This is a genomic window from Massilia sp. S19_KUP03_FR1, assembly GCF_036688685.1.
In the GTDB taxonomy this organism is placed as follows: domain Bacteria; phylum Pseudomonadota; class Gammaproteobacteria; order Burkholderiales; family Burkholderiaceae_D; genus JALYUM01.
Genome location: NZ_JAQQPS010000008.1, coordinates 145,298 through 168,950 on the forward strand (window position 1 = coordinate 145,298; position 23,653 = coordinate 168,950).

22 protein-coding genes and 1 pseudogene are annotated in these 23,653 nt (G+C 62.8%); 14 read left to right on the forward strand and 9 right to left on the reverse strand.

What is annotated here, in order from left to right; genetic code table 11:
• Positions 1-396 precede the first annotated feature (396 nt).
• The 3 genes from V6M87_RS10925 (at position 397) to V6M87_RS10935 (ending at position 4,821) form a co-directional block, all read left to right on the forward strand.
• Entirely contained in the window at positions 397-2,697 is a 2,301-nt protein-coding gene (locus V6M87_RS10925; protein WP_332876646.1) for an FdhF/YdeP family oxidoreductase, read from the forward strand.
• A 144-nt stretch (positions 2,698-2,841) separates the two neighbouring features.
• Positions 2,842-3,495 carry an EAL domain-containing protein gene (locus tag V6M87_RS10930; protein ID WP_332876647.1) on the forward strand — a complete coding sequence of 218 codons (654 nt, stop codon included), beginning with the start codon at positions 2,842-2,844 and terminating at the stop codon, positions 3,493-3,495.
• Between the two features lie 6 nt (positions 3,496-3,501).
• Positions 3,502-4,821, forward strand: a complete 1,320-nt coding sequence (locus tag V6M87_RS10935) for a DASH family cryptochrome (RefSeq protein WP_332876648.1) — start codon at positions 3,502-3,504, stop codon at positions 4,819-4,821.
• Between the two features lie 12 nt (positions 4,822-4,833).
• On the opposite strand, the gene V6M87_RS10940 is transcribed toward V6M87_RS10935, so the two are convergent.
• The 4 genes from V6M87_RS10940 to V6M87_RS10955 form a co-directional block, all read right to left on the reverse strand.
• A complete protein-coding gene (locus tag V6M87_RS10940; RefSeq protein ID WP_332876649.1) occupies positions 4,834-7,068 on the reverse strand; it encodes a xanthine dehydrogenase family protein molybdopterin-binding subunit in 2,235 nt (744 codons plus the stop codon).
• Between the two features lie 9 nt (positions 7,069-7,077).
• Positions 7,078-8,106, reverse strand: coding sequence for an FAD binding domain-containing protein (locus tag V6M87_RS10945; protein WP_332876650.1), 1,029 nt, complete (start codon positions 8,104-8,106; stop codon positions 7,078-7,080).
• On the reverse strand, positions 8,103-8,621 hold the full coding sequence (locus tag V6M87_RS10950) for a (2Fe-2S)-binding protein (protein WP_332876651.1): 519 nt from the start codon (positions 8,619-8,621) through the stop codon (positions 8,103-8,105). The genes V6M87_RS10945 and V6M87_RS10950 overlap by 4 nt, the downstream gene beginning before the upstream one ends.
• A 146-nt stretch (positions 8,622-8,767) precedes the next feature.
• Positions 8,768-10,051: a sugar MFS transporter gene (locus V6M87_RS10955; protein ID WP_332876652.1), complete on the reverse strand. Its 1,284-nt coding sequence runs from the start codon at positions 10,049-10,051 to the stop codon at positions 8,768-8,770.
• A gap of 219 nt (positions 10,052-10,270) precedes the next feature.
• Between V6M87_RS10955 and trmB the strand changes: the two genes are divergently transcribed.
• The 5 genes and pseudogenes from trmB to V6M87_RS10980 all read left to right on the forward strand — a co-directional run bounded on the left by trmB (position 10,271) and on the right by V6M87_RS10980 (position 14,206).
• Complete coding sequence (gene trmB / locus V6M87_RS10960) at positions 10,271-10,951, forward strand: tRNA (guanosine(46)-N7)-methyltransferase TrmB (protein WP_332876653.1); 681 nt, start codon at positions 10,271-10,273, stop codon at positions 10,949-10,951.
• A 100-nt stretch (positions 10,952-11,051) separates the two neighbouring features.
• The gene (locus V6M87_RS10965) at positions 11,052-12,260 is read left to right on the forward strand and encodes a sensor histidine kinase (protein ID WP_332876654.1); all 1,209 of its coding nucleotides are present in this window, start codon (positions 11,052-11,054) and stop codon (positions 12,258-12,260) included.
• Positions 12,257-13,003, forward strand: a complete 747-nt coding sequence (locus tag V6M87_RS10970) for a LytR/AlgR family response regulator transcription factor (protein WP_332876655.1) — start codon at positions 12,257-12,259, stop codon at positions 13,001-13,003. Before V6M87_RS10965 ends, V6M87_RS10970 begins: the two co-directional genes overlap by 4 nt.
• 239 nt (positions 13,004-13,242) lie before the next feature.
• Positions 13,243-13,554 (forward strand): annotated as a pseudogene (locus V6M87_RS10975) (2OG-Fe(II) oxygenase); the annotation flags it as partial.
• The gene (locus tag V6M87_RS10980) at positions 13,541-14,206 is read left to right on the forward strand and encodes a 2OG-Fe(II) oxygenase (RefSeq protein ID WP_332876656.1); all 666 of its coding nucleotides are present in this window, start codon (positions 13,541-13,543) and stop codon (positions 14,204-14,206) included. The pseudogene V6M87_RS10975 and the gene V6M87_RS10980, both read left to right, overlap by 14 nt.
• A 14-nt stretch (positions 14,207-14,220) precedes the next feature.
• Here the strand turns inward: V6M87_RS10980 and fliD are convergent, their stop codons facing one another.
• From fliD to V6M87_RS11000, 4 genes are all read right to left on the reverse strand, one after another.
• Complete coding sequence (gene fliD, locus V6M87_RS10985) at positions 14,221-15,066, reverse strand: flagellar filament capping protein FliD (protein WP_332876657.1); 846 nt, start codon at positions 15,064-15,066, stop codon at positions 14,221-14,223.
• An 80-nt stretch (positions 15,067-15,146) separates the two neighbouring features.
• A complete protein-coding gene (locus tag V6M87_RS10990; protein ID WP_332876658.1) occupies positions 15,147-16,265 on the reverse strand; it encodes a succinylglutamate desuccinylase/aspartoacylase family protein in 1,119 nt (372 codons plus the stop codon).
• A gap of 205 nt (positions 16,266-16,470) precedes the next feature.
• Positions 16,471-18,291, reverse strand: coding sequence for a DNA helicase RecQ (recQ, locus tag V6M87_RS10995; RefSeq protein ID WP_332876659.1), 1,821 nt, complete (start codon positions 18,289-18,291; stop codon positions 16,471-16,473).
• Between the two features lie 7 nt (positions 18,292-18,298).
• Positions 18,299-19,132, reverse strand: coding sequence for an undecaprenyl-diphosphate phosphatase (locus V6M87_RS11000; protein WP_332876660.1), 834 nt, complete (start codon positions 19,130-19,132; stop codon positions 18,299-18,301).
• 157 nt (positions 19,133-19,289) lie between these two features.
• Between V6M87_RS11000 and V6M87_RS11005 the strand changes: the two genes are divergently transcribed.
• Together V6M87_RS11005 and V6M87_RS11010 are read left to right on the forward strand one after the other, a co-directional pair.
• The gene (locus tag V6M87_RS11005) at positions 19,290-19,613 is read left to right on the forward strand and encodes a low molecular weight protein tyrosine phosphatase family protein (RefSeq protein WP_332876661.1); all 324 of its coding nucleotides are present in this window, start codon (positions 19,290-19,292) and stop codon (positions 19,611-19,613) included.
• A 143-nt stretch (positions 19,614-19,756) separates the two neighbouring features.
• Entirely contained in the window at positions 19,757-20,029 is a 273-nt protein-coding gene (locus V6M87_RS11010) for a DUF7660 family protein (protein WP_332876662.1), read from the forward strand.
• 12 nt (positions 20,030-20,041) lie between these two features.
• Here V6M87_RS11010 and V6M87_RS11015 read toward each other — a convergent pair whose 3' ends face one another.
• Positions 20,042-20,296, reverse strand: coding sequence for a YkgJ family cysteine cluster protein (locus V6M87_RS11015; protein WP_332876663.1), 255 nt, complete (start codon positions 20,294-20,296; stop codon positions 20,042-20,044).
• Between the two features lie 122 nt (positions 20,297-20,418).
• Here V6M87_RS11015 and V6M87_RS11020 point away from each other — a divergent pair, with 122 nt between their 5' ends.
• The 4 genes from V6M87_RS11020 (at position 20,419) to V6M87_RS11035 (ending at position 23,614) form a co-directional block, all read left to right on the forward strand.
• Positions 20,419-21,084 carry a TetR/AcrR family transcriptional regulator gene (locus tag V6M87_RS11020; protein ID WP_332876664.1) on the forward strand — a complete coding sequence of 222 codons (666 nt, stop codon included), beginning with the start codon at positions 20,419-20,421 and terminating at the stop codon, positions 21,082-21,084.
• A 155-nt stretch (positions 21,085-21,239) separates the two neighbouring features.
• Positions 21,240-21,893 (forward strand): protein-L-isoaspartate O-methyltransferase family protein, encoded by a 654-nt coding sequence (locus V6M87_RS11025; protein ID WP_332876665.1) that lies wholly within the window; start codon positions 21,240-21,242, stop codon positions 21,891-21,893.
• A gap of 11 nt (positions 21,894-21,904) precedes the next feature.
• Positions 21,905-22,228, forward strand: coding sequence for a rhodanese-like domain-containing protein (locus V6M87_RS11030; protein ID WP_332876666.1), 324 nt, complete (start codon positions 21,905-21,907; stop codon positions 22,226-22,228).
• Positions 22,229-22,267: 39 nt separating this feature from the next.
• Positions 22,268-23,614, forward strand: coding sequence for a TolC family outer membrane protein (locus V6M87_RS11035; protein WP_332876667.1), 1,347 nt, complete (start codon positions 22,268-22,270; stop codon positions 23,612-23,614).
• The last annotated feature ends 39 nt before the right edge of the window (positions 23,615-23,653 follow it).

Sequence of the window (23,653 nt, forward strand, 5' to 3'; positions counted from 1 at the left end):
TATGCGGGGAAACTTGCACGTACGGTTCTTAGGGGGGAGGGTTCCAGCGATGGAACCTTCCTACCCTCCTTACGACGAGGGTTCGATTCCCTTCACCCGCTCCAGTTCGCGCTTTCCTCTCCCCCTGTTTCCTTCAATTGCACGCTGCTCGCCCGTCGACGCCTCAATTCGTCAAGGAATACATTCGATTCCATTCGGGAGACAGATGATTCCGAATGGGAGACATTCGTTTCCTCTTATATTTTCCATCATGCGTACCGACTTCCTTCTCGGGCATCTGCACACGCGTGCCCACATCTGAACCGTTGCTATTTTCCGCGCCAGGACCTCCGTGCGTGAACGAACAGACGCTACTTCGTAACAAAAGCACATTGACTGCTTCTTCTTGGGGGCGGCATGCGCGAAAAAATTGAAATCAAACAGAACGACGCGCCAGCCGGCGGGTGGGGTTCGGTGAAGGAGGTCAGCACCATCTTGCTGCGCGAAAACGTCATCGCGCAGGGGACGGCCTTGCTGCTGCACCAGAACAAGCCGGACGGCTTTGCCTGCGTCAGCTGCGCCTGGGCCAAGCCGGCCCATCCGCATCCTGCCGAATTCTGCGAAAGCGGCGCCAAAGCCACCGCGTGGGAAATCACCGCGCATAAGCTCGATGCCGAATTCTTTGCCAGCCATACGTTGACGTCGCTGGAAAGCTGGTCCGATCACGCGCTGGAAGAAAAGGGTCGCCTGACCGAACCGATGCGCTGGGATGCTGCCAGCGATACCTATCTGCCGGTCAGCTGGGATGCCGCCTTTGCCGAGATCGCCCGCGAACTGGGGCAGCTCGCGCCGAAGGACGTGGTGTTCTACAGCTCCGGGCGCGCGTCGCTGGAAACGTCGTATATGTACCAACTGTTGGCGCGCATGTACGGCAACAACAACCTGCCGGACAGCTCGAATATGTGCCACGAAAGCACCTCGGTCGGCCTGCTGAAAACCATCGGCGTGCCGGTCGGTACCGTCACCCTGGACGATTTCGAGCACACCGACTGCATTTTCTTTTTCGGCCAGAACGTCGGCGTGAACAGCCCGCGCATGCTGCACCAGTTGCAGGAAGCGAGAAAGCGCGGCGTGCCGATCATCACCTTCAATCCCTTGCGCGAACGGGGCCTGGTGAGTTTTACCAATCCGCAGTCGCCCGGTGAGATGCTGACCGGTAGCGAGACCGCCATCAGCACCCAATATCTACAAGTGAAAGCCGGCGGCGACACGGCCGCCATCATGGGCCTGTGCAAGGCGCTGATCGCTTTTGATGAAGCCGCGCAGGCCGCGTCGATGGCGCGTGTGCTCGATGCCGATTTCCTGGCCACCCACACGCACGACTTCGACACCTTCGCCACCGCCGTCAAAGCCTGCGCGTGGGCCGACATCGAACGCGAATCGGGCCTGGCGCAGGCGGATCTGGAAACTGCGGCGCGCGTGTACGCGGGCGCCAAGGCCGTGATGGCGGTGTACGGCATGGGCCTGACCCAGCACACGAACGGCGTGCAGAACGTCGCGATGGTCACCAATCTGCTGCTCATGCGCGGCAATATCGGCAAACCGGGCGCGGGCGTGTGTCCGGTGCGTGGCCACTCGAACGTGCAGGGGCAGCGCACGGTCGGCATCACCGAAAAACCTGAACTGGCGCCGCTCGACCAGCTGGCCAGCCAGTACAACTTTACGCCGCCGCGCGAGAAGGGCATGAACACGGTCGAGGCGTGCGAAGGCATCCTGTCCGGCGCGGTCGACGCCTTCATTGGACTGGGCGGCAATTTCATTCGCGCCGTGCCCGAGACCGTGCTGATGGAAGCCGCCTGGCGCCGCCTGCGCCTGACCGTGCAGGTGGCCACCAAGCTCAATCGCAACCACGTCATCCACGGCGAAGTCGCGTTCCTGCTGCCGTGCGTCGGGCGCATCGAGATCGACCGCCAGAACGGCGTCGCACAGTCGGTGTCGATCGAGGACAGCACCGGTTTCATGCACGGCTCGAAAGGCCGCGCGGAGCCGGCCAGTGCCAGCCTGCTGTCGGAACCGGCCATCATCGCCGGTCTGGCCAAGGCGCTGCTGCCGACCGTGCCCGCGATGGCGCATGTCGACTGGGATGGCTGGGTGGGCAATTACGCGCGCATCCGCGACGCAATCGAAAAAACCTTCCCCGAGATCTTCTTCCAGTTCAACGAGCGCATGTGGATGCCGGGCGGCTTTCGCAAGCCGGTCGCCGCCTCGCACCGGGAGTGGAACACGACGAGCGGCAAGGCGACCTTCATCGCACCGGATGCCCTCGATGAAAACCCGGACATGCACGAGAACGGCGCGGATATCCTGCGCCTGTTCACGGTGCGCTCGGACGGGCAGTTCAACACCACCATCTATTCGAACGACGACCGCTTCCGCGGCGTGTACGGCACCCGCATGGTGTTGTTCATGGCGCGTGTCGACATGGATCGGCTGGGCTTGGTGGAGGGCGACACGGTGACCGCGCTCACGCCGTCGCTTGACGGCGTGGCGCGCAGCGTGGCCGGCTTGCGGGTGACCGAGTACAGCATTCCGGCGGGGTGTGTCGCGGGCTACTACCCGGAGTGCAATCCGCTCATTCCGCTGTGGCATCACGCCAGGGAGAGCAAGGTGCCGGCGGCGAAAGCAATCGATATCAAGGTGCAACGCCATGCTGCGTAAAACATTGCAGTTGTTTCGCTGCGCGATGCTGCTGCTGGCAACGCGCAGGTGTCCCGACCGCGGTAACCTGAGCGGCACGCCGTAGCGCGCCGCGGCTCGCTTACAATGATCGATTGCCCGGACGGGTCATATTGAAAGCAGCCCATGACGAAAGCCGGACGCGCGCCAGGCGCCACCGCGGTGAGCCAGCGCCGCCTGCAAATGGCGGATATCGCCCGCCTGGCGGGGGTGTCCACCGCCACCGTGTCGCGTGCCCTGAGTAACAGCCCGCTCGTCAACGAGGAAACGCGCAGCCGCATTCTCGATCTGGCCAGTTCCTTGCGCTACTCCGTCAACGTGGCCGCGCAAAACCTGCGCATGAAGCAGAACCGCACCGTGGGCGTGCTCATTCCATTCGAACGGTCCACGCGCCAGCATCTGTCCGATCCGTTCCTGCTGGCGATGCTCGGCAGTCTGGCGGACGCCTTGACCGAGCAGGGCTACGACATGCTGTATTTCGGTACCGGCTACTCATCGCTGAGCCATTTGCGGCGCCTGCCAATCGACACGCTCAAGATTGACCGCTCCTTCGTCAGCAAGCTCGACAGCGAGGCCGACAAGCGCAAGATCGCCGAAGTGATCATCATGCTGGCGCACACGCTGGGCATGGATGTGGTGGCCGAAGGTGTCGAAACCGAAGCCGAACTGGCGGTGTTGCGCGCGATGGGGAGCGATTTCGTGCAGGGCTATGTGTATTTCAGGCCGCTGAGCGCCCAGCTTGCCTGTCCCGGGACCGGCGACGATCCTATATTGGCATGACATCGCATGCATGACGACTCTGCCGCAACGTCCGCGCCAACGCGCATCTACTGGTTCCGCAATGATCTGCGGCTCGAGGATAATCCGGCCTTGCGCGCCGCTTGCGCGCACGCCGGTCACCTGTTGTTCGTGTATTGCCATGGCAGCGCCGATGTGACGCGCTGGAACGTGCCGCGCACCAGCCGGCATCGGCAGCACTTTGTTCGCGCAAGCCTGGCAGATCTGGCCCGGCAACTGGGGGCGCAGGGCAGTCAGTTGCTGGAGGTTGAAGGGGACCCCGCGCAGATACTGCCGGCGCTGGCGCAAGCCATCGGCGCAACCACCATCCATTGCGAAAAGATTGCGGCGCCACAAGAAACCGACGAGCTTGCCGCACTGCGCGCCGCCGGCCTGACGGTGCAAGCAGTGTGGCAATCGAGCCTGCTCGATCCGGCCACGCTGCCGTTTTCGCCTGATGCCTTGCCCGATGTGTTCACCAACTTTCGCACTCTCGTCGAGCGTGGCCAGGTGGTGCCCCCGGCGCCGCTTGCGCGACCTGGAACGATCCCGCCCCTGCCGCCGGCCTTTGCAACACTGGCCGCAAGGTGGGCGCTGGCGCCCGGCGTATGCGCGGACATCCAGCCGGCCGCCGCAGCGTCGTCATTTCCCTACGCGCAAGCGGCGTTCGATGGTGGCGCCACTGCTGCCGCGGCACATCTGCGCCAGTATTTCGATCGTGCGCTGGCGCATACCTACAAGCGCACCCGGAATGGTTTGACTGGCGTGGACTATTCCACCAAATTTTCTCCGTGGCTCGCCTGCGGGGCGCTGTCGGCGCGTGCTGTGTACGCCGCGCTGCGCACGTTTGAAGCATCGCACGGCGCCAACGACAGCACGTATTGGATCTGGTTTGAATTGCTGTGGCGTGACTATTTCCGCTTTCTGCACTTGCAGCATGGCGTTGCCCTGTATCGGGCCGGAGGGCTCTCCAGCCTGGGCCCGCCCGGTCACGTCCCGCGCCAATTTGAAGCATGGTGTCAGGCACGTACCGGCGAGGCGCTGGTCGATGCGGGCATGGCCGAGCTCAATGCCACCGGTTATCTGTCTAACCGGCTGCGCCAGATTGTGGCCAGTTATCTCGTGCACGATCTGGGCTGTGACTGGCGCGCCGGCGCTGCCTGGTTTGAAGCGCAACTGATCGATTACGACGTCTACAGCAATCAGGGCAACTGGTTATACATAGCCGGCCGCGGGACCGACCCGCGCAATGGCCGCCGGTTCAACCTGGAAAAGCAGGTGCGCGAGCATGATCCGGACGGCGTCTATCGCCGCCTCTGGGCGCGGTAGACTGCCATCCGTCTACAGCAACTTGTCCACCGTCACCGGCAACGACCTCACCCTGGTGCCGGTCGCGTGATAAATCGCGTTCGCCACTGCCGCTGCCGTCCCCACGATGCCAATCTCGCCGAGCCCCTTCACGCCCAGCGGCGTGACTTCCGCATCCGGTTCATCGACGAAAATGACCTCGATATCCTCGATGTCCGCATTCACCGGAATGTGGTATTCGGCCAGGCTGTGGTTCATGAAGCGGCCCAGCTTGTGGTCGGTGAACGTTTCTTCGTGCAGCGCCATGCCGATGCCCATCACCACGCCGCCGAGAATCTGGCTGCGCGCCGTTTTCGGGTTGATGATGCGGCCCGCCGCCACCGCGCACACCACGCGCGTGACGCGCACGATGTGCAGCTCGGCGTCGACTTTGACTTCGACAAAAATCGCGCTGTGCGTGTTGCGTGATTTTTGCAGCATGCTGGCCATGTCGAGGATGCCCGGTTTCGCGGTCTCTTCCACTTCGAGCTTGTCCTTGCCGGTGGCGGCCATCACGTCGCGCATGCTGACGCGTTTCTCGGGATTGGCGCGCACGACAATGAAGCCATCGACAAAAGCGATCTCGTCGCGCTTGGCCCCGTCCAGCGGTTTGCCCTCGACCCTGCCGGCAGCCTTGAACAATTCGTCGGCCAGCGATTTGCAGGCCAGCTCCACGGCCGCGCCGGTGGACGCCGCGCCCCACGAGCCGCCTTCCACCGGCGCGGCCGGCAGGTCGCTGTCGCCCAGTTTGGCTGTGATGTCGGCCAGCGGCAGGCCCAGCACGTCGCCGGCCACCTGGGTCATGACGGTGTAGGTGCCGGTGCCGATGTCGGCCGTGGCGCTGGCCACTTCCAGCTTGCCGTCCGCCGTCATGGTGGCGCGCGCGGCGGTCTTCTGGAACATGGCGTCCCACATGCCGGTGGCCATGCCCCAGCCAATCAGGTCATTGCCGTCGCGCATGGAACCCGGCGCCTGCGTACGGCGCGCCCAGCCGAAGCATTCGGCGCCTTGCGCATACGCTTCGCGCAAGGCTTTCGAGGTGAACGGCTTGTCGTGCATCGCGTCCTTCTCGGAATAATTCAGCAGGCGCAGCTGCAAGGGATCGACCTTGGTGGCGTAGGCCAGTTCATCCATCGCGATTTCAAACAGGGTCATGCCGGTGGCGGCGCCGGGCGCGCGCATGTCGCCCGGGGTGTAGGTGTCGACGCTGGCCAGGGTGTATTCGCCACTGGCGTTGTCGCATTTGTAATTCATCAAGCCCCAGTTGACGATCACTTCCATGTAATCCTCGAACTTCGAGGTGGCCGTGGTCGCGTGGTTGATGATGGCTTGCAGCTGGCCGTTCTGGTCGGCGCCCAGCGACACGGTTTGCTGCGCTTCCGGACGGTGCACATGGCTCCACATTTGTGCGCGGGTCATGGTCACACGCACCGAGCGCTTGAGCATTTTTGCCGCCAGCGTGGCCAGCACGACCTGGTACTGCGGTCGCAACCCGGAGCCGAACCCGCCGCCCACGTACGGGTTCAGCACGCGCACGTCCTTTTTCGAGAAGCCGAAAATGCCCGACAAATACGCCTGCACGTTTTGCGCGCCCTGGGTCTTGTCGTGCACGACGATCTTGCCGTCGTTCCATTCGACCGTGGTGCCGTGCATTTCCATCGGGTTGTGGTGGTGGTTGCCCAAGTGATAGGTGGCCCGGTGTTGCACCGGACTATCCGCGAACGCTTCGTCGGCATTGCCACGCGCTTTCGGCCCCTCGAAGGTGCTGCGCTTTTTCTTCGGCTCGTATTTGTCCGCCAGGGCGATGCCGAAGTCGGTGTTGTGCTCTTCCGTTTCGTAGGTCACGTCGAGCAGGGCGGCGGCGTCACGGGCGTTTTCCAGCGTGTCGGCCACGACCAGCGCGACTGGCTGCAGGCTGTAGACAATCTTGTCGTCGTGCAGGGGCCGGAAGGGTGAGCCGGGGGGGGCGACCTCGTCGCCGTAGCTGCCGTCGAGGAAGGCCATGTGCGGCCGGTTTTTGTGGGTAATGATTTCAACCACGCCGGCAATGGCGCGTGCGCGGCTGTCGTCGATGTGCTTGATACGGCCCTTGGCAATGCCGCTCGAGACGATCCAGCCGTACAGCAAATCTGCCGGAAAATGTTCGGCCGCATAGGGCGCGCTGCCGGTGACTTTCTTGACGCCGTCAGTGCGGCTGAGGCTGTCGCCGATTCTTGGATTGCTTGTCATGTGGCCTCCTCAGGCGATGCGTTTGTCGGATTGTGACTGTGGCGTTGCGGCCACGGCCTGCGCCAGCGCGCGCGCGATGGCGCGCCGTGCCAGTTCAATTTTGAAGTCGTTGGCGCCTTGTCCCACTGCGCCGTCGAGCATGCGTGCGGCAGCTTGCTGGAACAGTTCGGGCGATGCGGCTTGACCATTGAGCAGCGCTTCGGCGGCCGCCACGCGCCATGGCTTGTGCGCCACGCCGCCGAGGGCGATGCGCACGTCAAGCAGCTTGCCGTCTTCGATTTTCAAGGCCACCGCTACCGACACCAACGCGAAGGCATACGACAGCCGCTCGCGCAATTTGAGGTAGGTGTAATGGCCGCTGAAATCGCCCGGCGGCAAGTCGATCGACGTCACCAGCTCGCCTTGCTGGAGGTGATTGTCGCGCCACGGTTCATTGCCCGGCAGGCGGTGATAGTCGGCGAAGGGAATCTGGCGTTCGCCGTCCGGGCCGCTGACATTGACGACGGCGTCCAGCGCGGCCAGCGCCACGCACATGTCGGACGGGTGGGTGGCAATGCAGTCGCTGCTGGCGCCGAGGATGGCGTGGATGCGGTTCACGCCGCCGATCGCGCCGCAGCCGGCGCCCGGTTCGCGCTTGTTGCAGGGCGTGGCGGTATCGTAAAAATAGTAGCAGCGGGTTCGCTGGTTCAGGTTGCCGCCGTTGGTGGCGGCATTCCTCAACTGCGGGCTGGCGCCGGCCAGGATGGCGGACGCCAGCAGCGGATAGCGCGCCTTGACCTCGGCGTGGTCGGCCGTGTCGGCATTGCTGACCAGGGCGCCCAGGCGCAGACCGCCGTCGGGCAGTGCGCTAATTTGCGCCAGGGGCAGGCGGTTGATGTCGATGACCGTGGTCGGGCGCTCGACGTTTTCCTTGATCAGGTCGATGAGGTTGGTGCCGCCGGCCAGGAAGCGCACCTCCGGCAGCGGCGCAGCGCCGACATGGGCGGCCCGGGTGGCGCTGGCGACATCGTCCGGGCGCTGGTAGTCGAAGCGGATCATGGCTTGGCTCCCCGTTTCAGCACGTCCATGACGGCGTCGGTGATGTTGCTGTACGCGCCGCAGCGGCACAGGTTGCCACTCATCCATTCACGCACGTCGGCGCGGCTGGTGCAGTGGCCCTCGTCGAGCAGTGCCTTGGCCGAACAGATCTGGCCCGGCGTACAGTAGCCGCACTGAAAGGCGTCGCGGTCGATGAAGGCTTGCTGCAGCGGGTGCAGTTGGGCTTCGGTGCCGATGCCTTCGATGGTGGTGACGGCGGATCCGTCGAGAGAGACGGCAAGTTTCAGGCAGCTATTGATGCGCTTGCCGTCGACAATGACGGTGCAGGCGCCGCACTGGCCGTGGTCGCAGCCTTTTTTTGCGCCGGTCAGGTGCAGGCGTTCGCGCAATAAATCGAGCAGGGTGACGAAAGGTTCGACTTGCAGGTCGTGCTGCTGGCCGTTGATGTGCAGGGAAAGGGGAAGGGTTTGCCCGCCCTTGCTGGTGCTGGCGGGTGGCGCGATGATGGTGTCCATAGGTTTCCTGTGAGCTGGGCGGTGTTGAAAAATTACTAAGTAAGCAATCTTAATAAATGTCGCACGAAGGCCGCGCACTGGAGCTTGCAAGAAACTTTCAACGAAAAAGGGCGCCCGCAGGCGCCCTTCCGGATGCAAATGCTTGCTTACTTCACTGCGGGCTTGCGCGCATACCAGCCAAAGGCCAGGATCAACGCGTAGCACATGGCCGGCACGATCAGCGCCATTTTCAGGCCGGCGGCATCGGCCGCCACACCGGTGATGTACGGCACGATGGCGCCGCCGACAATCGCCATGCAGATCACGCCCGAGCCTTCGGCGGCACGGTTGCCCAGGCCTTCGCTGGCCAGCGAGAAAATGGTCGGGAACATGATCGAATTGAACAGACCGATGGCCAGCAGCGACCAGCCCGACACCAGGCCGGTGCTGTTGGCCGACAGCAGCAACAGCAGGATCGTGGCGGCGGCGGCGCAGGCCAGCACTTTGCCTGGCGCGAACACGCGCAGCAGGTAGGCGCCGATGAAGCGGCCCACCATGGCGCCACCCCAGTACAGGGCGACGTGCTTGCCGGCGTCTTCGGCGCCCATGCCCAGCACATCGGCCTGCATCAGATAGTTGACGATCAATGAGCCGATGGCTACTTCGCCACCCACGTACATAAAGATGCACAAGGCGCCGAAGGCAAAACGCGGCTGTTTCAACAGCGTGAATGCGGCCAGCATATTGGTGGCAGGCTCTGGTGTTTCCACCAGCTTGGTGCGGTTGAACCAGACCACAAGGGCGACGAGCGCCAGCGCAATGGCCAGGCCGATATAGGTCGAGACCACGACTTGCGATTCGGCCGTGCGGTAGGCCGAGAGCGCCGCGCCCGTCAATTGGGTGTGGTCGACCGTGGCCAGCGAACCGAGGATGACGATCGCGCCCACGTAGGGGAACACGGTGGTGCCGAGGGAATTGAAGGCCTGGGCGAAGGTCAGGCGGCTGTGCGCGGTTTTTGGCGCGCCCAGCATCGAGATCAAGGGGTTCGACACCACCTGCACGATGGTCACGCCGGACGCCAGCACGAACAGCGCCAGCAGGAAGGTGGCAAACATGCCCGACGACGCGGCAGGAATGAACAGCAGGCAACCGACGGTCATGGTCAGCAAACCGACCACCGCGGTGCGCATGTAGCCGATGCGGCGCACGATGGCGGCGGCCGGAATGGAGACGATGAAGTAGGCGGCGAAGAAGGCCGACTGCACCAGCATCGACTGCGCGTGCGACAGCGTGAACAGGTCTTTCAGTTTCGGGATAATGACATCGTTCAGGCTGGTAATGCCGCCGAAGATGAAGAACAGGGCGAAGACGAACAGGCGCAGGCTGGCGGCGTTGTCGGGGCCTTGCGCCGGGACGGCGATCGGTGCTGCGGTAGTAGCAGGGGCTTGCATGTAGTTTTCCTAATTGATGGGGCCGGAGGACGGGCGATGATGTACGGACTTGTCTTGGTGATCAAGTAATTTTGTTACATTATTGAGCATATTTGGAAAGCTTGCATCGGCGTCGCCACCGAAAAGGGGCAGGGTGGGGTGAGATATAATGGCGGACTGCCTTCTTCACTCTTCCATTTCATGTCCGACGATACCAAGCCAGGCGCTGCTGCGCGTCCTATGTTGTATGACCCAAGCGAACACCGCATCCGCAGTTTCGTCACCCGCGCCGGCCGCCTGTCGACCGCGCAGGCGCGCGCCCTGGAAGAACTGGGGCCGCAGTTCCTGATTCCTTACGTCAAGGCGCCGCTCGACACGGCCGCCGCCTTCGGCCGCACGGCGCCGGTGGTGCTGGAAATTGGCTTCGGCATGGGCGCGACGACGGCCCATATCGCGCGCGCGATGCCGGACAAGGATTTTATTGGCGTGGAAGTGCACACGCCGGGTGTGGGCAGCCTGCTGAAACAGATCGGCGAAGAAGGCATCACCAATTTGCGCCTGATCCAGCACGATGCGGTCGAGGTGCTGAACCAGATGATTCCCGACGCTACGCTGGCCGGTGTGCACGTGTTCTTCCCGGACCCGTGGCACAAGGCGCGCCACAACAAGCGGCGCCTGCTGCAGACCCCGTTCGTGAAACTGCTGGCCGACAAGCTGGCGCCGGGCGGCTATCTGCACTGCGCCACCGACTGGGAAGACTACGCCATCCAGATGCTCGACGTGCTGGGCAGCGAGCCCAGCCTGGTCAACACGGCCGAAGGGTATGCGCCGCAGCCGGCTTACCGTCCGCTGACCAAGTTCGAGAACCGCGGCATCAAGCTGGGGCATGGCGTCTGGGACCTGGTGTTTACCAAGGCATAATTCGTATTTCGTGACCTGAAGCTCGTCGCCGGTCGCCTGGCGCTTTGCATCGGGGCGCTGCTGCACCACACTGCAAGCTCGATCAGACAAGGGGCGCATCATGTGGCGAAAATTCGTGCAGTGGTACCAGGAATGGGAACGCGAGCAAATGGCGGTGCTGGCCTGTCCGTCACTGGCGAGCCGCACGCCGCTCGGGTATCGCCGCTTTATTGCCACCGGGCTGGCGCAGCTGTCCGAGATCGAACGCCAGCAACTTGCCGATTTCAGCCTGAAATACAAGGGCAGCAAGATCTGGATTCCCGTGGCGTGGATGGCGCTGGCGTTCAGTGTCACCGGCTTGCTGCTGCAACTGGCGCTGGCGCCAAATTTTCCTTTGCATAAAGCCCTGATCGGCGCCAACGCCATCGGTTTTACCTGCCTGACGATGTGGATCGGCGCCTGGTTCAACTACCGCCAGCTGAGCCAGCGCATGGTGCGCGCGCTCGGCCGGACGATCCTGCTGGCCATCGTCGGCGGCTTGTTCGGCTTCGTCATCGCCATGCTGACCGGCGACGGCGGGATGGAAGCCGAACTGCACAAGATTCCGCGCATTGTTGGCATTATCGGCGTGGGCTCGGTACTGCTGCTCGGGGTGCCGATGATGCTGATCACCATTTTCCGCAATCGCCAATACGCCAGCCTCACCGCCGCCCTGCAGCGCGACGCCGAGCAGGACCGCCTCGCGCGCGCGCTCAGTGAAACCCAGCTGCGCCTGCTGCGCGCCCAGATCGAGCCGCACTTCCTGTTCAACACCCTGGGCGCGGTGCAGCAACTGGCGGAGCAGGGCGCGCCGCGCGCCGCCGAACTGACCGCCAACCTGATCGCCTTCCTGCGCGCCAGCCTCGACGAAATGCGCAGTGACACCGTGACGCTGGCCGACGATTTCAAACTGATCGATGCCTACCTGCGCGTCATGCACGTCCGGCTCGGTTCGCGCCTGCGGTTCACGCTGGTGCTGCCGACTGAGCTGGCCCAGCTGCGCCTGCCCAGCATGTTGCTGCTGACCCTGGTGGAAAACGCCATCAAGCACGGCATCGAGCCGGCGCTGCGGGGCGGCGAGGTGACGGTCTCGGCCGAACAAGTCGACGGCATGCTGCACTTGCGGGTGGAGGACAGCGGCATCGGTTTGCAGGACGACGTGGTCGACGGCACGGGGCTGTCGAATGCGCGCCGGCGCCTGGAGCTGGCGCACCCGGGCACGGCCACGCTGTCGCTTAGCGCGCTGGAAGACGGCACGCTGGCCGAAATCGCCCTGCCGGTGGCCCCATGACGACCGTCCTGATCGCCGAAGACGAGCCGCTGATGCGCGAGCGCCTGGTGAACATGCTGGCGCTGGCGTGGCCGCAAGCGCGCGTCGTGCTGGTTGCCGAAAACGGCAACGATGCCTGGGACGGCTTCCTGGAGCACGAGCCGGACGTCGCCTTTCTCGACATCCGCATGCCGGGGCTGTCTGGCCTTGAAGTGGCGCAGCGTATCGGCAAGCAGGCGCACGTGGTATTCGTGACGGCCTACGATCAATATGCGGTCGATGCGTTCGACGCCGGTGCGGTCGATTACCTGTTGAAGCCGGTGCAGGCCGACCGGCTCGACCGGGCGCTGGCGCGCCTGCGCGACAAGCTGCAGGCGAAACCAGCTGATCTGGGCGACATCCTGCGCCACCTGAAAGCGGCCATGCCGGACGCGCCGCGTGAAAAAATGAAGTGGATCCGCGCCAGTGTCGGCCGCCAGATTCGCCTGATCGATGTCGCCGACGTGCTGTTTTTCCAGTCCGACGCAAAATACACGCGCGTGGTGACCGCCGAGTTCGAGGCGCTGGTGCGCATTCCCTTGAAGGATTTATTGAGCGGACTCGACCCGGCCGTGTTCTGGCAAATCCACCGCGGCACGATGGTGAATGTGAACGCGATTGCCGCCGCCGAGCGGGTCGACGCCGAGCGCTTGCAGGTGCTGCTGCGCGGCCACACGGAAAAGCTGCCGGTCAGCCGCAGCTTCGCGCATTTGTTCAGGGACTAGCAAGAAGCGGGGTGGTTTGCTGGTCGCGCCATGCAAGCATGTCTGCCATGACGACATTGACTTCGCTTGACTGGACCGACATCGCTTCTCAACTCGACCGGGAGGGCTACGCCGTGTTGCGCCAGCGGGCCGGCTGCGACCCGGACATGTTGCTAGCCTGCCTGCTGCCGATCGCGACGCGTTGGCTTGGCGCCGCGACCTCGCCTGGACTGCTGCGTATCGACACCAGCACGATGCTGCCCGGCGACTTCCAGCCGTTGCACCAGGACAACGATGTATTTCCCTTGCAAGCGCTGGCGCTTCTTTCCGAGCCCGGCGTGGACTTCACCGGCGGCGCATGCGTGCTGGTGGAGCAGCGCCCGCGCATGCAGTCGCGCCCGATGGTAGTGCCATTGCGCGGCGGCGACCTGGCCCTCATCGCAGCCGGCCGCCGGCCGCTGCAAGGCAGCCGCGGCGTGTATGCCGTGTCGATGCGGCACGCGATCAGCCAGGTTCGCAGCGGCCGGCGCGTCGGCCAGGTATTTAGCTGGGGCAGCCATGCTTGCGCTTGACCTGGACGCCAGCGGCCACGCCATCTTGCCGGCCCTGTTGACGCCGGCGCAATGTGCCGGGCTGGCGGCGCTGTATCCGCAAACCGCGCGCTTCCGTTCGCGCATCGTGATGGCGCGCCATGGGTTCGGCCAGGGCGAGTACCAGTATTTTGGGTATCCGCTGCCGCCCTTGCTGCAGGCACTGCGCGAGTCGCTGTACGCACAGCTGGCGCCGCTGGCCAACCGCTGGCACACGCAGATGCGCATCGCCACGCGCTATCCGCCCACGCTGGCGGCCTTCCTGGCGCGCTGCCATGGCGCGGGCCAGTGTCGGCCGACGCCGCTGATTCTCAAGTATGGGGAGGGGGACTACAACTGCCTGCACCAGGACCTGTACGGCGAACATGTGTTCCCGTTGCAAGTGGCGATCCTGCTGTCGCGTCCGCAGTGCGATTTCACCGGCGGGGAATTCGTCATGACCGAAACCGGCCCCGGCCTCACGCGCGCGGACGTCGTGCCGCTGGGGCAGGGCGATGCTGTCGTGTTTGCGGTCAACCAGCGTCCTGTCGCCGGCATCAGGGGCATGCGCCGGGTGGCGCTGCGCCACGGCGTGAGCCGTTTATTGTCTGGCGACCGCTATACAGTCGGGCTGATTTTTCACGATGCGCTTTGAACCAACAGCGCCGCTTAACCCATCATGTCGAACAGCGAGGTCGCCCCGCCCGATGCGCCAGCCTGCTCCTGCTGGGTGTACAGCGCGGCCAGGGCGGTGGCCTGGGCGGTCAGGGTCTTGGTCAGGGTGGCGCGCTTGGTTTCCGTGGCGCTGATGTCGCGCGTGGCGGCCGACGTTTCGCGGCCGATGGCGCCGCCGGTGGACGTCAGGGCGCCCAGCTTGCTGCTCAATCTGTCGGCAACGCCGTTGCCATTCCCGCTCAGCAGGCCGGCGACAGCGGAAGGATTGGCGGACAGCGCTGCCGTCAGCTTGGTCGAATCGATGGTCAACTGGCCGCCGGACAGCGAAATGCCGGCTTTGCTCAAGGCACCCGTGCTGGACGTGCCACCGGCATCGCGCAAGGTCTGGGTCATCTGGGCGCTGACCTGGGCCAGGCCGGGGTCGGTCTTCAGGTCGCCCGACTGCAAGCTGGCCAGCTTGGTATTGAGGGCGTTGTAAGCGGTGACGAACGATTTGACGTTTTTGGTAACGTCGGCCGACGTGGCGGTGGTACTGCTGCTGCCGAGGGTCTTGGCCAGCGTCTGGAAATCGGCGATGGCGCTTTGCACCTGGCCCAGGGCCGACAGTTTGGTCTGGCCCTGCGTCAGCGAGGTATTGAGTTGCTTGATGCCGGCGGTGGCCGGCGCCAGCGCCTGGGTCACCTTGGCGGCCACGGCCGCCGACAGCTGGCCGCTCGGGTTCGCGGTGGTGCTGGCAGTGGTGTTGCTGGCACTTGCATCGGTGGTGCTGGTGGTGCCCGTGGCCGCGTTGTACGTCACAGCCGAGCTGTAGGTGGCGGCGAGGGAGCTAATGGTGATCATGGAATTCTCCAGGAACTGTCAGCGGTGGTCGTTGCAATGAATGCATCCCGCGCCGAAATCGGGTGAAACAAGGGCCTATTCTACGCCCCTAATAGATTTCCGGTGCGCAATGCCTCAACCCCCGCGATTTTACACACGTTCATGCCCCGCAGAAGGTGGCGGTGGGCTGTGCTGGCAAACAACACCCCGGCGTGCGGCGCGTGCAGGGTGGTGACCTTGCCGCTGACCGGGTTGACCAGGTCGGCAATCGCTTCGCCCGCCACAACCTTGTCGCCCAGTTGTTTTAAAAACACCAGCACGCCGGAATGGGGTGCGGCGATCGGTTCGACGCCTTCGAGCGGGGTGGGCTGAGAGATGGCGGCCGGCAGCGGCAGCACGGGCAGATCCACCACACCGTTGCGCGCCATGTATTGCAGCAGGGCCGCGCTGTCCTGTTGCGCCAGTGCGTAGCTGACATCCATCTCGCCGCGCAACTCGACCGTGATGGCCGCGCAGGACGGCGGCAGCGGGAACGCCGGGCCAAAGTGGGCCGCCAGATCCCACCAGAGGCGGCTGCAGGCTTCGTCGAACGGGTCGCCGCCCGATTCGCGCGCCACCAGCAGGGCGTGCGCACCCATCAGCGCGGACAGCGGCTGCACCTGCTCGGCCAGCGGGGTGCCGCAGTACAGGTGCAGCACGGCTTCGTTGTCGCAATGCAGGTCGAACACGATGTCGGCGTCGATGGCCATCGTCAGCAGCAGCTTTTTGAGCTCGCTGGTGTTGTCCTTCGGGTGCCAACTGGCCAGCGAGGCCAGCGCGTGTGCACGGACCAGCGCAATATTCGTGTCCGCATCGGGACCGAGCTTGCCTTCGAGCGACTTTTTCAGGTCGTCGGCGACGTGTTTATAAGAACGGTTGAAATTGACGCCGGTCGACAAATCGAACCTGCCGAACGGCGCGCCGTGGACCACTTGCGACAGGCCGATCGGGTTGGCCGACGGCACCAGGATGATTTCGCCGAGGATTTTTCCCTCATTCTCGAGCTGTTCGAGTTGGCGGCGCAGCGTGTGCGCGACCAGCATGGCCGGCACTTCGTCGGCGTGCAGCGAGGCCTGGATATACACCTTCGGGCGTGCGCCCGGGGTGCCGAAGTGGAGGGTGGTGAGCTGGTACGCGGCGATGTGTTCTTCCGACGCGATCGGGTGGGTATGGGTTTGCATGGCTGTCCTGGATGCGGCGATGGTCAATTATCGCTCATCCCCGCGAAGGCGGGGAACCATGGTACGTGTGCAGAACCGCGTGCTGCAACGCGTTATCGGACGTGCTATGGTCCCCGGCCTGCTCCGGGCGACGGTCTTTAGATTGTCGGCTAAAACAGCGTCATACCGGCGCAAGCCGGTACCCATGCTGAGCTTGCTTGCCCCGTCACTGCATATCGATGATCAGCGCCACGATCTCGTCGCCATACGACACCAGCTTTTTCTCGCCCACACCGGTCACGCCGCGCAGCTGTTCCAGCGAGGTCGGCTTGACCTTGGCAATTTCGCGCAGTGTCGCATCCTGGAACACGACATAGGCCGGCACGCCATGCGCGCGCGCCGTTTCCACGCGCCACCAGCGCAGCTTGTCGAAAATGGCCTGCTCCGACTTCGACAGGTCCATCTCGACATACCCCTTGGGCGCCGACGGCTGGCGCTTCGGTTTGACGGGTTTCTGGTACTGGCGCAGCTGTACTGTCTGCCCGCCCTTGAGCACGGGTCGCGCCGCATCGGTCAGTTTCAGCGAACTGTAGGATTCGTGGTCCACCGTCACCAGCCCCAGTGCAATGGCCTGGCGCACGATCGCGCGCCATTCCTGCTCGCTGCGGTCGTTGCCGATGCCGTACACCGATAAACTGTCGTGGCGCCACTGGGTGATGCGCTCCGACGTCACGCCGCGCAGTACGTCGATGATGTGGCCGGCGGCAAAGCGCTGGTCGACCCGGTAGATGGTCGAGAGCAGCTTTTGCACCGGCACCGTGCCATCAAAACTGATTGGCGGCAGCAAACAGGTGTCGCAATTGCCGCACGGGCCGGAACGCTCGCCGAAATACTCGAGCAGGCGCATGCGCCGGCAACTGAGCGTTTCGCACAGGCCCAGCATGGCGTCGAGCTTTTGCCCGAGCACGCGTTTAAAGGTTTCGTCTGCTTCGGATTCGTCGATCATGCGCCGTTGCAGCACCACGTCCTGCAAACCGTAGGCCATCCAGGCGCTGGCCGGCATGCCGTCGCGGCCGCCCCGTCCGGTTTCCTGGTAATAGCCTTCGATACTTTTCGGCAGGTCGAGGTGGCAGACGAAACGCACGTCCGGCTTGTCGATGCCCATGCCGAACGCGATCGTCGCGCACATCACGATGTTTTCTTCGCGCAGGAAGCGGGCCTGGTTGGCGGCCCGTTTGGCGTGGTCCATGCCGGCATGGTACGCCAGCGCGCGGATGCCGTTTTCGTTCAGGAATTCGGCGGTCTCTTCGACTTTTTTACGCGACAGGCAATACACGATGCCGCAGTCGCCCGTGTGTTCGGCCTGTATAAAGTCGAGCAATTGCTTGCGGCCATTGCCCTTTTCGACGATCTGGTAGCGGATATTCGGGCGGTCGAACGAGGAGACGAATTTGCGCGCATCGTCGAGTTGCAAACGGTGCGCGATTTCGGCGCGGGTCTGGTGGTCGGCGGTGGCCGTGAGTGCGATGCGCGGCACATTCGGATAACGCTCGTGCAGGATCGACAGCTTGATGTATTCAGGCCGGAAATCGTGGCCCCATTGCGACACGCAGTGGGCTTCGTCGATGGCGAACAGCGAAATATTCGAGGCGTCGAACAGGTCGAGGCAGCGCTGCGTCATCAGGCGCTCGGGCGCCACGTAGACCAGGTCGATTTCGCCGGTGCGCACCAGGCGTTCGATGCGTAGCGTTTCTTCGAAGGTTTGCGTGGAGTTCAAAAAGGCGGCGCGTACGCCGACTTCTTCTAACGCATCGACCTGGTCCTGCATCAGCGCGATGAGCGGGGAAATGACCACGCCGACACCGTCGCGCACCAGCGCCGGAATCTGGTAGCACAGCGATTTACCGCCGCCGGTGGGCATCAGGACCAGCGCGTCGCCGCCGTTGCTGACCGTCTCGACGATCTCCTGCTGCTGCCCGCGAAATGCCGGGTAGCCGAAGACGGTCTGGAGAATGTCGAGTGCGCGCGCGCTGGTAGTGGTATCCATCAAATCCCTATTCCGCCCAGACGATCCAGCCGAAGTGCACGCTTGTCAGGATGAACAGGCCGAACACGATCCGGTACCAGGCAAAGATAGTGAAATCATGCGAGCTAATGTAGCGCAGCAGCCAGCGCACGCACAAGAAAGCGGACACAAATGCCGCAATACCGCCAATGCCGAACAGTGGCAGGTCGGCCATCGACAACAGCGCGCGATCCTTGTACAGCGAGTACACGGTCGCGCCCAGCAGCGTCGGAATGGCCAGGAAGAAGGAGAATTCCGTGGCCGCCGTGCGCGACAGGCCGAACAGCATGCCACCGATAATGGTCGCGCCGGAACGGCTGGTGCCGGGAATCAGCGCAAAGGCCTGGCAGCAACCGACTTTCAAGGCGTCGAGCACGGACATGTCGTCGACCGAGGCGATGCGCGATTCACCCGGTAACATCTTGTGGCGTTTTTCTGCCCACAGGATGAACAAACCGCCGACGATGAAGGCAATCGCAACCGGCGCTGGGGCGAACAATTTCGCCTTGATCATTTTGCTGAACATGAGGCCCAGGATGGCGGCTGGCAAGAAGGCGACGACCACGTTCAGGAGAAATTTTTGCTGGCGCCTGTCGTTGAACATGCCACCCAGCACCGCTGAGATGCGGGCCCGGAACTCCCACATGACGGCCAGCATGGCGCCGGCCTGGATCGCGATTTCGAAGGTCTTTACTTTTTCGCCCGTAAAATTGAGCAGGCTGCCGGCCACGATCAGGTGACCGGTCGACGAGATCGGCAAGAACTCGGTGAAACCCTCAACCAGCCCCATGATGATGGCTTTGAGCGCGAAAATAATATCCATGAATGGTCGTATGAAGTGGGTTGGGAAAGGATGCTTATGAGCCAGAAAAATCGCGGCGTCGAAGCTTACCACGACTGGTGCGGCGGTTGCTGGACAGTCACTGCCGGACGGGTGTGGATGCTAGACTGTTTGTCATCCTTCTTTTGTGGGGCTAACCGTGAAACGTGCCTTGTTCATCTGCACCCAGAATCGCCTGCGCAGTCCCACCGCCGAGCAGGTGTTTGCCAGCTGGCCGGGCGTCGAGTCTGACTCCGCCGGCCTGGGCAATGATGCCGACGTGCCCTTGTCAAGCGAACAAATCGCCTGGGCCAATATCATCTTCGTCATGGAAAAGGTGCATCGCAACCGTCTCTCGAAACAGTTCCGGGCGCACCTGAATGGCAAGCGCGTGATTTGCCTGGATATTCCGGACGACTACGACTACATGCAGCCGGAGCTGGTCAGGCTGCTGGAGGCGAAGGCGGGGAAGTTCTTGCGATGACGCGAGCCTGGTCATACCTGCCGAAAGCGTTGATATGCGTTTGGAAGACAAACAACTAAAAATTTGTCAGCGATTTTATTCAAGCTTCGTTCCGCTGGACGAGTTGGAATGAGCATCTAATATGCGGAAGATCCTGGATGGACTTGAGTGATTACCTGGAAGCAGTCGTAGATGAACCTACATTTCTTACGTTCGTAGAAGCGTTGGCGGACGACCGTCGTCGAGCTGACCGCGCAGTTGCCCGTGCCGTTGGAGAAGCTCAGAACGGATGGGAGAATGATTCGATACAGGACTTTCTCGAAGCCGGGCATGCATGGGCGCAGGATTCGACGTTCGGCGCGGAACAAGGGCTGGCATCTGCGGCGCCGTGGAAAAAATTTGCAGTATTTCTCTACGCGGGAAAAATCTACGAGTAAGCAAATCAGTTGCTAGGGTGCCGTTGCCTGCTCCAGTGTCGCCAGCCACGTCATCGCATACTCGCGACTGTCTCCGCACATTTCGACGGACGGCTGCAAGCCGCCGCAAAACGCCGGCCGCTCGGGATGCCCAAAAATAAGGCACAGGTTGTTGCTACCCAATTGCACGCAGCGCACGCCCGCGGGTTTCCCGTCCGGCATGCCGGGAATCGGGCTGGTGATCGACGGGGCGGTGCAGCAGGCGCCACAGTTGTCGCGACAGTTCATGGATAAGTGTGGTGTGAAGGACGCAAGGACGCGAGTATACTACTGCGCTTGCCGGTGTTGCTTGACCCCGGCAAGCGCACGGCATACATTGTTGACTCATGAGTTAGTTATTGGACAGATGCATGGAATGCAGGTTTGATGCCAAGCCGCGCTGGGAGCGCCGCAAGGAAGCGCGGCCCCAGGAATTGCTGGCGGCGGCGCTGGATCTGTTCGTCGAACGCGGTTTTGCCTCCACCCGGCTGGAAGACGTCGCCAAGCGCGCCGGGGTGTCCAAAGGCACGCTGTACCTGTACTTCGAAAACAAGGATGAATTGTTCAAGGCGGTGGTGCGCAACACCATCGTGCCGGCCATCGGCGCCGCCGAAGTGACGATTGCCGCCGACGAAACCTGCAGCGCCGCCTTGCTGCGCAGCGTGATCCTGTCGTGGTGGGAGCGCCTCGGTGCCACCAAGGCCTCGGGCATCATCAAGCTGGTCACGGCCGAGGCGAACAATTTCCCCGACCTGGCCTGCTTTTACCAGGACGAAGTCATCAACCGCGGCACCAAGATGATTTCCACCCTTCTCGCGCGCGCCGTCGAGCGCGGCGAATTCCGGCCCATGAACGTGACCGTCATGACACAGGTGCTGGTCGCGCCGATGCTCATGCTGATCACCTGGAAGCATTCGGTTGGCCCGTGCGAACGCACCGAACTCGATCCGGCCGCCTTTCTCGATACCTTCCTCGACATGGCGCTGCACGGTTTGTTGTCTGCTTCGCCCCCGTCCGCGCCCGTCGTCCCTGCCTGAGTGTCGCATACGGCGCGGTTTTGTACGTTCAGCCCCGCTAAACTGCAGACTGTCGCAATTTCCCCTGGTCATCGAAAGCAAATCATTAAGATATGCTTTCAGTGGCCGTTCAACGATAAAATATCGCATTCATTAATTTCCCACTGAGTATTTATATGAACATTGAACAAGCCCGCTTCAACATGATCGAACAGCAGATCCGCCCTTGGAACGTGCTGGACCAGGAAGTGCTCGATGCGCTGCACATCGTCAAGCGCGAGCAATTCGTGCCTGCCGCGTGCGCCTCGTTGGCGTTTGCCGACACGGAAATCCCGTTGGGCAATGGCGCGGCCATGTTCAATCCAAAGGTGGAAGCACGCATTTTGCAGGAATTGCAAGTCAAGAAGCATGAGACTGTGCTGGAAATTGGCGCCGGCTCCGGTTACATGGCAGCGCTGCTGGCCTATAAAGGCCGCCATGTGACGACCATCGAGATCAACCCGGCGTTGAAAGAAATGGCGCAGCAGAACCTGGCGCGTGCCAATGTCACCAATGTGACGATCGAGCTGGGCAATGGTTCGGAAGGCTGGACTGCTGGCGCACCTTACGACGTGATCGCCATTTCAGGTGCGCTGGAAGTGTTGCCCGAGGTCTTCCTGAAACAGCTGAAGGTGGGCGGCCGGATTGCCGCAATCGTCGGCGTGGCGCCGGTCATGCAGTGCGTGATCATTACCCGCGTTGCCGAAGCCGCCTGGGACACCGTGCAAGTGTTCGAAACGAATGTCAAGCAGCTGGCGTCCGCGCCACAGCCATCGCATTTCGAGTTTTAAGAGGCCCGGCGATGCAACACATTACTGCGCCTGAATTGGCGGCACGGCTGACAAAGGAGGGCGCAGATGCGCCGCTGCTGCTGGACGTGCGCGAAAACTGGGAATTTGCTACCTGCCAGATTCCAGGCTCGGTGCAAATTCCGATGGCGCTGGTGCCGATCCGCATCAGCGAGCTGGACGACGACAGGGAAATCGTCTGCATCTGTCACCACGGTGCGCGCAGCATGCAGGTCGCGGCTTTCCTGGAACGCAACGGTTTTACCGAGGTAACGAATTTGACGGGCGGCATTCACGCCTGGGCCGTGCAGGTCGATGGGGCAATGCCCACGTATTGATCTGCATTTGAACTTTTTGAAGACCTGTGGAGACAAGCAATGCAGAAATCCCTCATCGCCGCGCTGTTGGCCGGCGCCTTTTTTTCGCCGGGTGCAGTTGCCGCTGACCTGATCCAGGTCTATCAGCAGGCATTGGCGAACGATGCCGTGTACGCCAGCGCGCGCGCATCGGAAGTGGCAGGGAAGGAGCGGATTCCACAGGGAAAATCGGCCTTGTATCCGTCGATCGCCGGCACTGCGGCGATCACGCGTAACATGGGCGACCTTGCCTCGGCCCAGGTCATTCCGAATGCCGACGGCACCACCACCACCGTCATCAACAACACCAATAATACGTCGAAGCAGTACGCAATCTCGCTGACCCAGCCTTTGTTCCGTTGGGATCGCTGGCAAACTTACCAGCAGAGCAAACTGCAGGAAGCCATCAGCGAAGCGCAATTTGCTCAGGCGCAGCAAGATTTGATCACCCGGGTCGCGCAGGCGTATTTCGATGTATTGGCCGCGCAGGACACGCTGGAATCGACCCGCTCGCAAAAAAGCGCAGTGACGGAGCAGCTGGCATCGGCCAAGCGCAACTTCGAGGTCGGTACCCAGACCATTACCGACACTCACGAAGCACAAGCGGCTTATGACTTGGTCATCGCGCAGGAATTCGCCGCGTCGGCCGACCTGGAAAACAAGCGCAGCGCCTTGCTGGCCATTGTCGGCGGCGATGCCGTTGTCCTGGCGCCGCTGCGACCCGGCGTGACCCTGGCATCCCCGTCACCGGCGACGATCGAGCCCTGGCTGTCGGCGGCGCAATCGCAAAACTATGGCGTGACGGTGAGCGAGCTGTCGCTGGAATCGGCCAAGCGCGACATCGAACGTAACCGCGCCGGCCACCTGCCGACGCTCGACCTGATCGCGTCCAACGGCCGCACCCTGCGCAACGGCGATGTCAGTAACACGTCACGTGGCACCAGCAACGCCATCGGCGTGCAGCTGAACGTGCCTATTTTTAGCGGCTTTGCCGTCACCTCGCGCGTGCGCGAATCGATTGCGCTGGAAGACAAGGCCCGCAACGACCTGGAATCGACCCGCCGCAACGCCGTCCTCGGTGTGCGCCAGGCCTACCTGGGTGTGAACAGCGGACTGGCGCAGGTAAAGGCACTGGAAGCGGCGGAAATTTCAAGCCAGTCGGCGCTCGATTCGAACAAGCTGGGTTACCAGGTGGGCGTGCGGATCAACATTGACGTGCTCAATGCCCAGCGCCAGCTGTTTTCCACCCAGACAGATTTGTCGAAGGCACGTTACAGCACCATCATGAGTGGACTGCGCCTGAAGGCCGCCGCCGGTTCGCTGCGCGAAGCGGACTTGGTGCCGGTGAATGCGTTGTTGGTTCGATAGAGATACAAAAACGCCGGCAGCAGCCGGCGTTTTAGCATC